The following is a 13,945-nucleotide window of genomic DNA, read 5'->3' as shown; positions in this document are numbered from 1 at the left end:
GCCACAAGGATAGGACCGGTATTTTAATCCCGCCACCTCTGGTATTAAAGTACCGGCATGATCGAGCTGAAGTCGCCCGCCGAGATCGAGAAGATGCGCGTCACCGGAGCGTTCGTCGCCGAGGTTCTCACGAAGGTCGGCGCGCGGGCCGACGTGGGCGTCAACCTCCTCGACCTGGAGCAGCACGCGCGCGACCTCATCCGCGAACGCGGCGCGGAGTCCTGCTACTGGGACTACGCCCCGTCGTTCGGCCGCGGGCCGTTCCGCAACGTCATCTGCCTGAGCGTGAACGACGCGGTGCTGCACGGCCTGCCGCACGACTACACGCTGCTCGACGGCGACGTGCTCAGCATGGACATCGCGGTCAGCATCGACGGCTGGGTCGCCGACTCCGCGCGCACCGTGATCGTCGGCACGCCGGACCCGGCCGACCAGCGCATCATCACCGCCACCGAGGAGGCGCTCGTCGCCGGCATCGACGCGGCGCGGGTCGGCAACAAGCTGGGCGACATCTCGGCCGCGATCGGTGCGGTCGCCGACCGGTACGGCTATCCGGTCAACACGGAGTTCGGCGGGCACGGGCTCGGGCGGACCATGCACGAGGCCCCGCACGTCCCCAACAGCGGACGCGGCGGGCGCGGCCTCAAGCTCGTGGCCGGGATGACGCTCGCGCTCGAACCCTGGTGGGCCCGCACCACCGGCCGCATCAGGTACGACGCCGACGGCTGGACGATCCGCTCCGCCGACGGCTCCCGCACCGCGCACTCCGAGCACACGGTCGCGATCACCGACGACGGGCCACAGGTGCTGACCGCGCGCGCTGCGTGAGCACCACACACACCAGCACGACGGCCGCCGCCACGATCGACCAGCGGGTGACCGTCTCCCCCAGCAACAGCGCCGACCAGGCCAGCGTCAGCACCGGCTGGGCCAGTTGGATCTGCCCCACCCGGGCGATGCCGCCGCGCGCGAGCCCCGCGTACCAGGCGAAGAACCCCAGGAACATGGACACCACGCTCACGTAGGCGAACGCCGTCCACTCGGTTGTGCCCGCGTGCGGCGGATCCGCAACCGCCGCGACCACCGTGACCGCGACGGTGGCCGGCAGCGACAACACGAGCGCCCAGCAGATCGTGCGCGCGCCGCCGAGTTCGCGGGCGAGCACGCCGCCCTCGGCATAGCCGAGGCCGCACAACGCGACCGCCGCGAGAAGGAACAGGTCCGCGGTGGTCAGGGCTCCGGCGACGGCTCCGGTGGCGGCAAGGAATACGAGGACGGCGAGCAGCCCGCCGCCGCTCGCGACCCAGAACAACGGCGGGGGCCGTTCGCCGCCCCGCAGCACGGCGAACACGGCCGTCATGGCGGGCAGCACCGCGATCACCACGGCCGCGTGCGCCGACGTCGACGTGGTCAGCGCGAGCGAGGTGAACAGCGGGAACCCGACGACGACGCCGAGCGCGACCACGGCCAGCCGGCGCCACTGGTCCCGGGTCGGCCGCGGCGCTCCGGTCAGGCGCAGGTACCCGACGGCGAGCAGCCCGGCGCCGACGGCGCGGCCGAACGCGACGAACCACGGGTCGAGGTCGGCGACGGCGACCCGGGTGGCGGGCAGCGACATGCTGAACGCGAGCACGCCCAGGGCGCCGTACCCGAGCCCGGCCGTTATCGTTTGGGGCGCGGTAGCGCTACTCTGAACCCTCATGAATGACGGTAACGCCACCGACCGCGTTATCCAAGATCTGCGGCGGCTGGTGATCGACGCGACACCGGGTACCCGGCTGCCGTCCGTGCGCGAGCTGACCGCCCGGCACCGGGCGTCGCCGGTCACCGTCGCCGAAGCGGTGCGGCGGCTGGTCGCGCAGGGGCTGGTCGAGACGCGGTCGGGTCGCGGCACGTTCGTCGCGGCGCGCCCGTCCGGCGACGCCCCACCGCCCGACCTGGCCTGGCAGACCGTCGCGCTCGGCCCGCGCCGGCCGGGCGAGTCCGAGCTGCAGGCGTTACTGGCGTTACCGCCCGCCGGCGCGATCCCGTTGTCCGGCGGCTACCTCGATCCGGATCTCCAGCCCACCGCGGCGCTCGGCGCGGCGCTCGCCCGGGTCGCCCGGCAGCCGGCGGCGTGGCAGCGCGGTCCGGCGGAGGGACGCGCCGACCTGCGCGCCTGGTTCGCCCGCGAGACCGGCGCCGGCCTGCACGCCGACGACATCGTGATCTGCGCCGGTGGCCAGGCCGCGCTGTCGTCGGCGGTCCGCTCGCTGGCCGAACCCGGCGACACGCTCCTGGTCGAGTCGCCGACCTACCTGGGCGCGCTGGCCACCGCCCGGGCGGCCGGGCTGCGGGTGGTGCCGGTGCCGGTCGACGCCGAGGGCGTGCGACCCGACCAGCTCGCCGCCGCGTTCGCCCGCACCGGCGCGCGGCTGTTCTACTGCCAGCCGCTGCACGCGAACCCGCACGGCGCGAGCCTGGCCGGGCACCGCCGGGCCGACGTGATGGCGGCGGTCCGGGCCGCCGGCGCGTTCCTGATCGAGGACGACTACGCGCGCGACCTGACGATCGACGGCGACCCGCCGCCGCCCCTGGTCGCCGACGATCCGGACGGGCACGTGATCTACGTGCGGTCGCTGACCAAGACCACCGCGCCCGGCCTGCGGATCGCGGCGATCGGCGCCCGCGGGCCGGTCGGTGCGCGGTTGCGCGCCGGGCGGCTGCTCGACGACCTGTTCGTCGCCACGCCACTGCAGCAGGCCACGCTGGAACTCGTCACGGCGCCGGCCTGGTCGCGGCACCGGCGGACGCTGCGGCTCGCGCTCCGCACGCGGCGAACGGCCCTGGTGGACGCGCTGCGCCGGCACCTGCCCGGTCTCCGTTACGGGCCGGTTCCCCGCGGTGGCATGCACCTGTGGGTCCGGCTGCCCGACGGCGTCGACGACGTCGCCGTGGCCACCGCCGCCGCGGCGTCGGGCGTGGTCGTGTTCCCCGGGCGTCCCTGGTTCGCGGCCGAGCCGCCGGCGCCGTACCTGCGGCTCACGTATGCCGCCGCACCGCCCGACCGGATGGACGAGGCGGTGCGGCGACTCGCGATGGTCCTGGATTCTCGTTGACCGTGGTCAGTCCGACGGGCGGCCGACCCCTTCGCACGGAGCGGTGCCGCCGTCCGACGGATGTGCGGGCGTGGGCGTGCCGACCGGTGCGTTCACCCGCGCCCCGCATACCGGGCACCTGCTGACGATGTCGTCCATGCCCGCTGCGATACCCAGATCCGGATTCGCCGAACCCGACGGCGGCCGCCGGTCAGGTGTTCGTCGCCTCCAGGACGGCGCGCATCCGCGCCAACGTCTGGCGCATTCCGGCACGCAGTTGACCGGCCCGACGGTCCACGATCTCGGCCGCCTCGTCGGGATGGGCGTCGGCCTGGGAGCGGGTGCCGCTCATGCCGTCCGGCAGATGTCGGAACGACTGCGTGATCCGACAGGTTTCCGCGGATCGCGCGAGCACGGTGAACGCCCACTCCGACGCGGCGGTCCCGTCGAACCGGTCTCCCACGACGTAGGCGAAGTGCTCACCGGGGACGAGCGCCGTCACCGTGCAGGTGCGCGTCCACACCAGTTCCCCGCCGTCGACGGTCACCCGGTTCGTGCCGTCGAAACGGGCACCGACCGCCGGGCCGGTCGCACCGTCGAGCCAGTGTGCCTCCGCGCATTCGGGGCTGAACTCACCGATGCGCTCGATCGTGCACACGAGTTGCCAGGCCGAACCGGCGGGGCACGCGACGGTCACCGACTCCGACACCGCCAACGCGCTGAACAACTCCGTGTTCCGGTCCAACGGCGTCGGTCGACGTTCGGGTGGATGCGTTGCCACCGGGCATTCCTACCATCCCTGGGGCCCCGCCCGGGGTGCGGGTAGAGTGGGCCATTGACAGTCTTCATGGGGGGCCGATGTATCCGAACTACGGCAATCAGCAGGGGCAACAGCCCGGCCAGGGGCAGTGGGGCCCCGATCCCTACGGCCAGCCCGCGCCAGGCCCCGGATACGGGCAGCCGCCGACCTCCGGGCCCGCCTACGGCCAGCCGCCGACGTCCGGGCCGGGGTACGGGCAGCAGCCGGGCTACGGTCCGTCGCCGTACGAGCAGCCCGGGTACGGCCAGCCACCGCCGCCCTACGGCCAGCAGCCTCCCTACGGGCAGCAGCCTCCCTACGGGCAGCAGCCGCCCCCGTACGGTCAGCAGCAGCCGCCCTACGGCCAGCCCGGTTACGGCGGCGGCGGTTATCCCCCGATCGGGCCGCAGCCGGTGCGCCGCAGCAAGATCGGCTGGATCCTCGGTGGCGCCGCCCTCGTGCTCGTGCTCTTCGTCGTCGGCATCATCGCCGCCGTGCAGTTCATCGGCGGGCCGAGCGGCGACAACACGCCCGAGGGCGTCGTCGACCGCTACCTGGCCGCGAGCCAGGACAACGACCTCGACGAGGTGAAGAAGAACAGCTGCGCGAAGGACGTCGCCACCATCGACCGTGCCCGCGCCGAGTCGCGCGACGTCAGCGGGGCCACGGCCGGCGGCAAGCTGGAGAGCTGGGACATCGGAAGCGCCAACGTCGCCGGCGACAGCGGCAAGGTCTCGGTCACCATCAAGGGCGAGAACGCCAGCGGCAGCAAGGTCAGCAACACCATCCAGATCCCGGTCGTGCGGGAGAGCGGCACGTGGACGGTGTGCATGAGCAACCTCGTCACCGGTTCCTGAGGAACCCTCTCGGCGGGCACATCGTGATCAGCGGCGGCAGCATGATCCGATGACCAGACCTGGCAGACTGCGGGGGTGCTTGAGGTACGGGGACTGAGCCGCTGGTTCGGCGAGCTCCGGGTGCTGTCCACAGTGGACCTCCACGTGGCCGCGGGCACGGCCACCGCGGTCGTCGGCCCCAACGGGTCCGGCAAGACGACGCTGTTGCGGTGCGTCGCCGGGCTCGACCGGCCCGACGAGGGTGAGGTCCGCCTCGACGGGCGACCGGTCGACGAGACCGATCCCCGCGTGCGCGCGGCGGTGGCGGGCGTGCTCGACGACGTCGACTTCTTTCCGGACCTCTCGGTGGTCGAGCACCTGGAACTGCTCGCGTTCGCGCACGGCGCGCCCGATCCGGCCACCGTCGCCGAGGTCCTCGACGCGCTGGGCCTTACCCCCGCCCGCGACCAGCTACCGGCGACGCTCTCCAGCGGCCAACGCCGCCGGTTGGCGCTCGCGTCGTGCTTCGTGCGCCCGCGTCGCCTCCTGCTGCTCGACGAGCCCGAGCAGCGCCTCGACACCGCCGGCCGCACCTGGCTCGCCGAACGGCTCAACGCCGAGAAGGCCGCCGGGCGCGCCGTCCTGCTGGCATCGCACGATCCGCTCCTCGTCGACACGGTCGCCGACCACACGCTGACGCTGTGAGCACTGCCGGCGAGGTGCGGCGCCGGCTGCGGCGGGCGCGGTCCGCCCATCGCGAGACCTCTCTCGGCGCGGTCCTGACCGATGTCTACATGGTCGCGCTGCTCGTCGCCGTCTACGGGGCGTTCGCGGTCACAGCGATCCGGCGCCACCTGCGGCTGCCCGCGGCCGGGTCGCCGGCGGAGAGCGGCGTCCGGGCGTGGCTGCTCATCGCCGTGGTGCTCGTGCTCGGCGGGCTCGCCTGGGCGGCGGTCCGCGACCTCGGACCGCTGTACGTCACCGGCGCCGCCCGGTACTGGGCCGCCGGCGCACCGGTCGACCGGGCCGGGTGGCTGCGGCCCGCGCTCGGCTGGGTCGCGTTCGTGGGCGCCGCGTGCGGGGCGTTGTTCGGCGTGGGGGTCATGCTGATCGGTGACACCGGATGGGGGCTCGGCCTCGCCGCGACGTTCGCCGGTGCGGCCCTCCCGGCGGCGGCCGTCGTGGCACAGGCGGCCACGGCAACGGGCGCGGCCAGACCGACGACGACCACCGGGGACAGAGGCACGGACACGGGCACCGGCAGACGGGCGAGCGGTGCGCCGGGGCGCGGGACGGCGATCGCCCTCGCCGGTTCGGGGACGACGATCGCGATCGGGGTTGTCGTGCTGGACGGGCTCGGCGTCTCCGTGTCCGCGCCCGCCGTCCCCCTTTCCCTGCTCACGGTCGTCGCGGGGTTGGTTGCGGTGGGCACCGGCGTCGCCGCACTGCGGCGGCTCGGGCGGCTCGACGCGGCGGCCCTCAGCGGCGGGGCGCAGCTTGCCGACGCCGCCACCGTGTCGCTGGTGCTGTTGCAGCCGGCCATGTTCAGCGACATCGTCGAGGTCCGGCGCTGGCGCCGGGTCGGGAGCGTCCACAGTGGACCGCTCGGGCCACCACCGTCCATTGTGGCCGGTCGCGACCGGCTCCGTCGATTGTGGACGCTAGTGCGCGCCGACCTGCGGCGCCAGGTGCGCCGGCCGGGTGGGGTGCTGGCGTGGGCCGGGCTCGGGGTGGTGCCGTACGCGATGACGCTCGTCGCACCGGGCGGCGCGGCGCCGGCGCGCGTCGTGGCAGGTTACCTGGCGACCGAGCGGCTGTGCGCCGGCCTCCGCACGATCTGCCGCTCCGCCGCCCTCCGTCGGCTGCTCGGCGGCTCCGACCTCCTGCTCCGGCTGAGCCACCTACCCGTGCCCGCCGTGGCGTTGGCTCTCTGGTGGCCGGCGACGCTGCCGGCGTCCCCGATAAACCCGGCCTGGGCCGAGCCGCTGCTGGCGGTCGGCGTCCTGGCGGCGGCCTACCGGGCCGCCGGCCGCCGCCCGACGCGCTACGACGGCGCGGCGGTCGACACTCCGTTCGGCATCGTCCAGCCCGACCTCGTCACCCAGATCGTGCGCGGCCCCGACCTGGTCGCGGCGCTCGCGCTCGCCGCGTTCACCCTGAGGTGACGCCCGGGCGATCGGTGCGCGGGCTCGGCGCTAGGGTCGGCGGATGGCCGATGAACAACTGCTGCCCGACACCCGCCGTGCGTTGCGGCACCGGCTCGCCACCGCGCAGGTGGAGGGGCGCGCGCCGGCGATCGTCGCGGGGGTGGTGCGGGGCGGGGACCCGCGCTGGTTCGACGGCATCGGCGATGTCGGCGACGACGCGCCGGGCACGGGCTTCCGGATCGGGTCGATCACGAAGACGTTCACCGCGGTGCTCGTGCTGCGGCTGCGCGACGAGGGGCGGCTCGACCTCGGTGACCCGATCGGCCGCCACCTGCCGGACACCCGGCCCGGCGACCTGACGATCGCCCAACTGCTCGCCCACTCCGGCGGGCTCGTCGCGGAGCCGCCCGGGGCGTGGTGGGAGCGGACGCCGGGCACGCTCCGCCCGGACCTGCCGTCGATTGTCGGTGACGACCCGGTGGCGCACCCCGCCGGACGCCGGTTCCACTACTCCAACCCGGGGTACGGCCTGCTCGGCGGGCTCGTGGAGCGGCTGCGGAAGAAGCCGTGGCACGAGGCGCTGCGCGACGAGATCCTCGACCCGCTGTCCATGCGCGACACCGGCCTGGCGCCACCGGAGAACCACGCGCCCGGATGGGCGGTACACCCGTGGGCCGACGCGCTGCTGCCCGAGCCGGCCCACGACTACGGGCCGATGAACCCGGCCGGCGCGCTCTGGTCGACGGTCGCCGACCAGTGCCGGTGGGCGTCCTTCCTCCTCGACGGCGACGACCGCGTCCTGGAAAAGGAGACGCTGGCGGAGATGCGCCGCCCGACCGCGCCGCCCGAGTCCTTCGATCCGGCCGCCGGCTACGGGCTGGGGCTCCAGGTCAGCCGCCAGGACGGCCGGGACCTGATCGGACACGGCGGCTCGGTGCCCGGTTACCTCGCGTCGCTGTGGGTCAGCCGGGCCGACGACGTCGGCGTCGTGGTCATGTGCAACACGACCGCGGGCGTCGCGATCAGCGGGCTCGCCACCGACCTCGTGCGGATCGTCGCCGATCGGGAGCCACGGATTCCGGCGCCGTGGCGGGCCGTGTCGGATCCGGACCTGCTGGAGATCGCCGGGCCCTGGTACTGGGGACCGGCACCGCTCGCGATCCGGGTCCGCGACGGGCGGAACCTCGAACTCACCGGGCTCGGCGGGCGGGCCCGGGCGACCGCACTGCGGCCCGAGGCCGACGGCACCTGGACCGGGCTCGACGGCTACTACGCCGGCGAGCGGCTGCGCGTGGTCCGGGCCGACGACGGTACGGTGACCCACCTCGATCTGGGCACGTTCGTGCTCACCCGGGCGCCATATGAAGGACCGGTGCCCGGCGGCGTCGACCCCGACGGGTGGCGGCAGCGGTGATCGTCGACGTCCACGCCCACCTCGCCGTCCCGGAAGCCGACGCCCTCCTCGCCGGCACGCCGGGGTTCACGCGCTGGCTCGCGACCGAACAGGCCGCCCACGCGCCGGAGAGCGTCGACCGCAACCGCGACCAGATCGCCCGCATCGGACCGCGCAGCACCGACGTCGACGCCCGACTCCTCGACATGGACGCGATGGGCGTCAGCCACCAGGTCGTCGGGCCGATGCCGCGGCACCACTACTGGGCCGACCGGAGCCTCGCGGAGCGCTTCACCCGCGTCACCAACGAGGCGGTCGCCGGACACTGCGCCGACGGCAGGCTCACCGGGATCGGCACGCTGCCGCTGCAGCACCTCGACCTCGCGGTCACCGAACTCACCCACGCCGTAAACGATTTGAAGCTTCGAGGCGTCAGCGTCTCCACGCACGTCGAGGGGCGGGAGCTCGCCGACGCGCGGCACGACCCGATCTGGGCGTGCGCGCAGGACCTCGGCGCGGTGGTGTTCGTCCACCCGTGGGGCTGCACGCTCGGCCCCCGGCTGGCGACCCGGTACCTCGGCAACACCGTCGGCAATCCGGTGGAGACGGCGGTGGCGTTGTCGCACCTCATCTTCACCGGTGTGCTCGACCGGTTCCCGCGGCTGCGCATCGTCGCCGCGCACGGCGGCGGGTACCTGCCCACGTACATCGGCCGGTCCGACCACGCGTGGGACGTGCGGCCCGACGCCCGCGGCTGCGAGAGAGCGCCGAGCACCTACCTGCGCCGGATGTGGTTCGACGCGCTCGTGTACACGCCGGAGGCGTTGCGGCACCTGGTCGAGGCGGTCGGACCCGAGCGGGTGATGCTGGGCACCGACTACCCGTTCGACATGGGCGTCACCGATCCGGTCGCCCGTCTCGATGCCGCGGGCCTGCCGACCGACCACCGTGCCGCGATCGCGGCCCGGACCGCCGCCGCCCTCTTCAGAATCGAAGGACACCAATGAGCGAGCATAGCGAGCGAATCATCAGCTCAGTGCAAGGCGAACTAATCGCGGAGCGAAGCGGAGCGATCGCGTGAGCACCTGGCCCACCGGACAGCGGATCGCCGTCGCCGTCAACGTGATGTACGAGCAGTGGTCGCCCGGAACGGCGCCCGGGATCGGCCCGGTCGGCAACCCGTTGCCGAAGGGCGCCACCGACTACCAGGCGCTGTCGTGGGCCGACTACGGTCACCGCACCGGGATCTGGCGGTTGCTGGAATCCCTGAAGCGGCACGACGTAAAGGCAAGCGTCTACCCGAGCGGCATCCTCGCCGAGACCGCGCCGGACACGCTGCGGGCGATCGTCGACGGCGGGCACGAACTGTGCGGGCACAGCTGGTCGCAGGACGTCATCGCCGCTACGCTCGACGAGGCGGAGGAGCGCGCGGTGATCGCGCGCAGCGTCGAGGCGCTGGAGACCGCGACCGGCGTGCGGCCCACCGGCTGGATCAGCCCCCGCTGTACGCCGAGCGCGATCACCGCGCGGCTGCTCGCCGAGGCGGGCTTCGGCTGGTTCGGTGACGTCTTCGACGCCGACCTGCCGTACCTCATCGACACCGACGCCGGCCCGATCGTCGGCGTGCCGTTCGACCTCGACGTCAACGACATGCCGTTGCACATCCGGTACGGCCAGCCGCACCGGGCGCTGGTCACCGCGTTCCGCGACACCCTCGACGCCCTGCGCGCCGAGGACGGACAGTCCTATGTGGACGTCACCGTGCACGCCCACGTCGCCGGGCGCCCCGCCGGCCGCGCGGCGCTGGCGGAGATCCTCGAACACCTGCGGGAGACCGGCGACTGCTGGATCGCCACCCGGGGTGAGATCGCGGCGACCGTCATCCGCTGACGGCCGCGACCCAACCGGCGACCAGCCCGAGGTCGGTGGGGCGGTGGACGGCGACGAAGCCGTACGGGCGGTCGAACACGACCTCGGTCAGCGGCACCTCGTGCGGCTCGCGGGTGAACCCGGCCGCCACCCACATCGACACGGTCGCGGCGGCCGCCGTGAACCCGGACTGGTCGAACTGCGCCATGACGAACTGCTGCGCCTGGTCGACCTTCAGCACCTGCGACGCGGAGCCGGCGAGGTCGGCCTCGGGCAGCCCGAACAGCGCCCGCCGCTGCAACAGGTCGTGGACGGTCCGGATCGTGAACGGCGGCGCCTGCACCCGGTACACGGGACCGGTGCCGGTCGACGCGATCCGCCCGACCCGCACCGCCGAGCCGTCCGGTGGCGGGCCGGCGTCGGCGGCCGTCCACAGTGGAGTGTCGCCGAGCGTCGCGAGGGCGCCGGCCACCACGGTGCCCGGGTCGGCGGCACCGAGCACCAGATGCACGTCGACCTCGCCGGCGCCGCGGACGATCACCCGGGTCAGGCCGCCGGCGGTCACCGCGATGTCGGCCGGGTCGACCGGCGCGCGGAGCCCGGCGAACCGGCTCCAGGGTCCGCCCGCCGGCGTGACGCTCGTGACCGACATCCGGTGCCGCCAGCCGGTCTGCACCAGCAGCGTGCCGATCAGCAGCATCCGGGTGTCCTCGTCCGGGCCCTGCGGCAGGGCGGGCAGCAGCCCGGCGGTGCGCTCGCTCAGCCACGCGTCGAGGGCGGCCTTGTCGGCCGTCGCGTCGCCGGTGAGGGTGCCGTGCGCGTGCGGCGGCAGCTCGTCGAGCCAGAACGGGTCGGGCACCAGGTCGCGGTTCGACCAGATCCCGAACGCGGCGCGCACCCCGTCGGTGCCGTTCAGCAGGTCGAGGAGGTCGCGGGCCGCCGCGCCACTTCCGGCCGGGTCGACGCCGACGGCCGTCGCCAGCGCGGCGCGGAGCTCGCCGTCGGCGCCGGCCGCGAGCACGGCCAGCATCGGCCACACCGCCGGCGCCGCGAGCGCGAGCGACCGGCCGTCGAGCACGTCGGCCGCCCACCGCGCGGCGAGCCCGTTGACCGCGCCGATCGAGGTCTCTGTGGTCATCCGGACACGGTATCGCCCAGCAGTTCCGGCAACGGGCGGGCGTGCACCACGTCGAGGCGGGACACGGCGCGGGTCAGCGCGACGTACAGGCGGTTCGCGCCCCGGGCCTCGGCGGCGACGATGTCGGCCGGCTCGACGACCACCACGTGGTCGAACTCCAGTCCCTTCGCCAGGGCGGCGGGCACGGCGGTCACCCTGGCCTCCCCGCCGCCGGTGTTCACCGGGATTCCGGCCGCGCGGAGCCCGGCCACCACGGCCTCCAGGCCCGGCGCGGTCGCGATGATCGCGACCGATCCGGCGTGGTTCAATGCCGATCGGACGCACGTGAGCGCGGCCTTGATCAGGGCCTCTGTCGCGTCGGCCGCTTCGTGTACGCGGAGCGTGCCGTCGGACCGTACGGAGTGGACGGTCGGCACGGCGGCACCGAGTGCCGGCCGGAGCCGGTCGGCGTATTCGAGCACGACCGCCGGCACCCGGAAACCCGTTGTCAGCTCGACGATCGGCGCGTCGGGCTTGCCCAGCGACGCCAGGTGCGCGGACCAGTCGGCGGCGGCCCACGGGGTGGTGCCCTGCGCGAGGTCGCCGAGCACGGTCAGCGATCCGTGCCGGCTGCGGCGGGCGACGGCGCGGCACTCCATCGGCGAGAGGTCCTGCGCCTCGTCGACGACGATGTGCCCGAAGCCGTCGGGATGCTCGAGGAGACCGGCGATCTCGTCGAGCAGCACCAGATCCGCGGCCGACCATTTCGGCGCCCTCTTTGCCGGTCTCTTCGCCCAGCGGATCGCGTCCTGCTCGGCGGCGGTGAGGATGCCGTCGGCGGCCGGCGCCGGATCGGTGAGGACCGCGTGGAGCACCTCGGCCGGTTTCACCTTCGGCCACGCCGCGTCGAGCGCCGCGGTGACGGTGGGCCGGCGGCCGAGCCACTGCAGCACCGACGCGTTGGGCGAGTCGCCGCGCGCTTCCAGCTGCCGTTGCAGCAGCGCGACGACGCGCGCCCGCAGCCGTTCCCGGCCGGCGGCGTAGGGCAGGTCCGCCGCGAGCACCGTCCGGACCTCGCGCGCGATGACGCCGCCGGACACGCGCAGCACGGTCGAGCCGTCGTACACCACGACCTGCTCGGCGGGCCCGCCGACGCGGGCGTAGAGCGCCCGGCGCAGCACCTCGGCCATCCGCGCGTCGTGCTTGACCCGTGCGGCGTCCGCACTGTCCACGGTGGACGGTTCCGCATCGGTGAGGACGGCGTCGAGGGTGTGCTGGCGCACGTCGATCTCGCCGAGCGTCGGCAGCACCGCGGCGATGTGGCTCAGGAACGCGGGGTTCGGCCCGACGACGAGCACACCGGTGCGGCGCAACTGGTTGCGGTGCGCGTACAGCAGGTACGCGGCGCGGTGCAGGCCCACGGCCGTCTTACCGGTGCCGGGGCCGCCCTGGACGCACAGCGAGTCGGCCAGGTCGGTGCGGACGAGCGCGTCCTGTTCGGGCTGGATCGTCGCGATGATGTCGCGCATCGGTCCGACGCGCGGGCGCTCGATCTCCGCCCGGAGGAACGCGCCGGTGCCGGCCTCCTCGCCGCGGTCGAGGTGCTCGTCCTCGTATCCCGTCAGCCGCACGGGCGGGTGGGGCGACCAGCCGAACCGGCGCCGCACCGTGACGCCCTGCCGGTCGCGCGCGCTGGCCCGGTAGAACCGGGCCGACACCGGCGCCCGCCAGTCGATGACCAGGGTCTGCCCGGACTCGTCGGTGATCCGGCGCCGGCCGATGTGGTAGCTCTGCTTCGCGTGCTCGCCCGCGTCGGGCCCGTCGCCGAACCACAGCCGCCCGAAGTAGAGCGGGCTGTCCGGTTCCTCGGCCAGTTCCTTGACGTGGCTCTTCAGCATCCGCCCGAGCACCTCGGCCGTGTACCGGTCGCCGGCGATCTGCGCGCCGGTGGCCACCCGCATCCGCGCGTGGTCGAGCATCCAGGCGAGTGCGCGCCGGGTGCGGGTCAGGTACTCCTGCTCCTCCGTGATCACAAGCGAAAGTGTAACCCGGTTAAAAAAGTTACCGTGTTACTATTTTCGGGTGACGGGTCTCCGCGAGCGCAAACGGCAACGCACCCACGACACGGTGTCCACGATCGCGGTCGCGATGTTCCTGGAGCACGGGTACGACCGGGTGTCGGTCGCCGACATCGCCGCCGCGGCCGACATCTCGAAGCCCACGCTGTTCCGGTACTTCCGGTCCAAGGAGGACCTGGTGCTGCACCGCTTCGCCGACCACACCGGCGAGGCGGCCCGGGTCGTGCGGGCCCGGCCACCGGAGCGGTCGCCGCTGGGCGCCCTGCTCACCCACGTCCTCGACGGTCTTTCCCGCCGCGACCCGGTCACCGGCCTGAACGACCACCCGGAGGTGCTCCGGTTCCACGACCTGGTGTTCTCGACGCCGGCGCTGTCGGCGCGGGTCAACGACCACGTCGCCGGCGAGGTCGCGGAGCTGGCGGCCGCGCTCTCCCCCGCCGCCGAGCTCACCGCGCGCCTCGCCGCCGCGCAGATCGTCGCGGTGCAGCACCTGCTCGCGCGCGAGAACTGGCGTTGCCTGAGCGACGGCGAGACCGCCGACGCCCGCCACCCGGCCGCCGTGGCCGACGCCGAACACGCCTTCGACCTGCTGGCGGGCGGCCTGCGCGCGTACGCCTAAAGTGACCGCC

Annotated in this window: 13 protein-coding genes; 9 read left to right on the top strand and 4 right to left on the bottom strand. The window is 74.0% G+C overall.

From position 1 onward, the window contains the following. The first annotated feature begins 57 nt into the window (after positions 1–57). Positions 58–828, top strand: a complete 771-nt coding sequence (gene map / locus Vau01_RS38515) for a type I methionyl aminopeptidase (RefSeq protein WP_204004167.1) — start codon at positions 58–60, stop codon at positions 826–828. On the opposite strand, the gene Vau01_RS38510 is transcribed toward map, so the two are convergent. Then, positions 785–1,702 carry a DMT family transporter gene (locus tag Vau01_RS38510; protein WP_204004164.1) on the bottom strand — a complete coding sequence of 306 codons (918 nt, stop codon included), beginning with the start codon at positions 1,700–1,702 and terminating at the stop codon, positions 785–787. The genes map and Vau01_RS38510 overlap by 44 nt on opposite strands. Here Vau01_RS38510 and Vau01_RS38505 point away from each other — a divergent pair. Continuing rightward, positions 1,701–3,098: an aminotransferase-like domain-containing protein gene (locus tag Vau01_RS38505; protein WP_204004161.1), complete on the top strand. Its 1,398-nt coding sequence runs from the start codon at positions 1,701–1,703 to the stop codon at positions 3,096–3,098. The genes Vau01_RS38510 and Vau01_RS38505 overlap by 2 nt on opposite strands. A 190-nt stretch (positions 3,099–3,288) precedes the next feature. Here the strand turns inward: Vau01_RS38505 and Vau01_RS38500 are convergent, their stop codons facing one another. Then, entirely contained in the window at positions 3,289–3,858 is a 570-nt protein-coding gene (locus Vau01_RS38500) for an SRPBCC family protein (protein WP_204004158.1), read from the bottom strand. A 77-nt stretch (positions 3,859–3,935) separates the two neighbouring features. Here Vau01_RS38500 and Vau01_RS38495 point away from each other — a divergent pair, with 77 nt between their 5' ends. The 6 genes from Vau01_RS38495 to Vau01_RS38470 all read left to right on the top strand — a co-directional run bounded on the left by Vau01_RS38495 (position 3,936) and on the right by Vau01_RS38470 (position 10,142). Then, positions 3,936–4,733, top strand: a complete 798-nt coding sequence (locus tag Vau01_RS38495; RefSeq protein WP_204004317.1) for an Rv0361 family membrane protein — start codon at positions 3,936–3,938, stop codon at positions 4,731–4,733. A 75-nt stretch (positions 4,734–4,808) separates the two neighbouring features. After that, the gene (gene ccmA / locus Vau01_RS38490; RefSeq protein WP_204004156.1) at positions 4,809–5,417 is read left to right on the top strand and encodes a heme ABC exporter ATP-binding protein CcmA; all 609 of its coding nucleotides are present in this window, start codon (positions 4,809–4,811) and stop codon (positions 5,415–5,417) included. After that, a complete protein-coding gene (locus Vau01_RS38485) occupies positions 5,414–6,877 on the top strand; it encodes a DUF6297 family protein (protein ID WP_204004154.1) in 1,464 nt (487 codons plus the stop codon). The genes ccmA and Vau01_RS38485 overlap by 4 nt, the downstream gene beginning before the upstream one ends. A gap of 43 nt (positions 6,878–6,920) precedes the next feature. Next, complete coding sequence (locus Vau01_RS38480; protein WP_204004152.1) at positions 6,921–8,273, top strand: serine hydrolase domain-containing protein; 1,353 nt, start codon at positions 6,921–6,923, stop codon at positions 8,271–8,273. Next, positions 8,270–9,259, top strand: a complete 990-nt coding sequence (locus tag Vau01_RS38475; RefSeq protein ID WP_204004150.1) for an amidohydrolase family protein — start codon at positions 8,270–8,272, stop codon at positions 9,257–9,259. Before Vau01_RS38480 ends, Vau01_RS38475 begins: the two co-directional genes overlap by 4 nt. Before the next feature lie 70 nt (positions 9,260–9,329). Next, complete coding sequence (locus Vau01_RS38470; protein WP_204004148.1) at positions 9,330–10,142, top strand: polysaccharide deacetylase family protein; 813 nt, start codon at positions 9,330–9,332, stop codon at positions 10,140–10,142. Here Vau01_RS38470 and Vau01_RS38465 read toward each other — a convergent pair. Next, entirely contained in the window at positions 10,132–11,259 is a 1,128-nt protein-coding gene (locus Vau01_RS38465; RefSeq protein WP_204004146.1) for a serpin family protein, read from the bottom strand. The two genes, Vau01_RS38470 and Vau01_RS38465, sit on opposite strands and share 11 nt — an antisense overlap. Beyond that, positions 11,256–13,271, bottom strand: a complete 2,016-nt coding sequence (locus tag Vau01_RS38460; RefSeq protein WP_506019624.1) for a HelD family protein — start codon at positions 13,269–13,271, stop codon at positions 11,256–11,258. The genes Vau01_RS38465 and Vau01_RS38460 overlap by 4 nt, the downstream gene beginning before the upstream one ends. Positions 13,272–13,320: 49 nt before the next feature. Here Vau01_RS38460 and Vau01_RS38455 point away from each other — a divergent pair, with 49 nt between their 5' ends. Then, positions 13,321–13,935 (top strand): TetR/AcrR family transcriptional regulator, encoded by a 615-nt coding sequence (locus tag Vau01_RS38455; RefSeq protein ID WP_239152187.1) that lies wholly within the window; start codon positions 13,321–13,323, stop codon positions 13,933–13,935. Positions 13,936–13,945 lie beyond the last annotated feature (10 nt).

The organism is Virgisporangium aurantiacum, from assembly GCF_016863635.1.
Taxonomy (GTDB): domain Bacteria; phylum Actinomycetota; class Actinomycetes; order Mycobacteriales; family Micromonosporaceae; genus Virgisporangium; species Virgisporangium aurantiacum.
The sequence above is the reverse complement of the archived record's forward strand: the minus strand, read 5'-3'. Positions and strand labels throughout refer to the sequence as shown.

Bases quoted from the DNA above. Each gene is read 5' to 3' on its own strand.
- map (WP_204004167.1), top strand. From the start codon at position 58: ATGATCGAGCTGAAGTCGCCCGCCGAGATCGAGAAGATGCGCGTCACC.
- Vau01_RS38505 (WP_204004161.1), top strand. From the start codon at position 1,701: ATGAATGACGGTAACGCCACCGACCGCGTTATCCAAGATCTGCGGCGG.
- Vau01_RS38510 (WP_204004164.1), bottom strand. From the start codon at position 1,702: ATGAGGGTTCAGAGTAGCGCTACCGCGCCCCAAACGATAACGGCCGGG.
- Vau01_RS38495 (WP_204004317.1), top strand. From the start codon at position 3,936: ATGTATCCGAACTACGGCAATCAGCAGGGGCAACAGCCCGGCCAGGGG.
- Vau01_RS38480 (WP_204004152.1), top strand. From the start codon at position 6,921: ATGGCCGATGAACAACTGCTGCCCGACACCCGCCGTGCGTTGCGGCAC.
- Vau01_RS38465 (WP_204004146.1), bottom strand. From the start codon at position 11,259: ATGACCACAGAGACCTCGATCGGCGCGGTCAACGGGCTCGCCGCGCGG.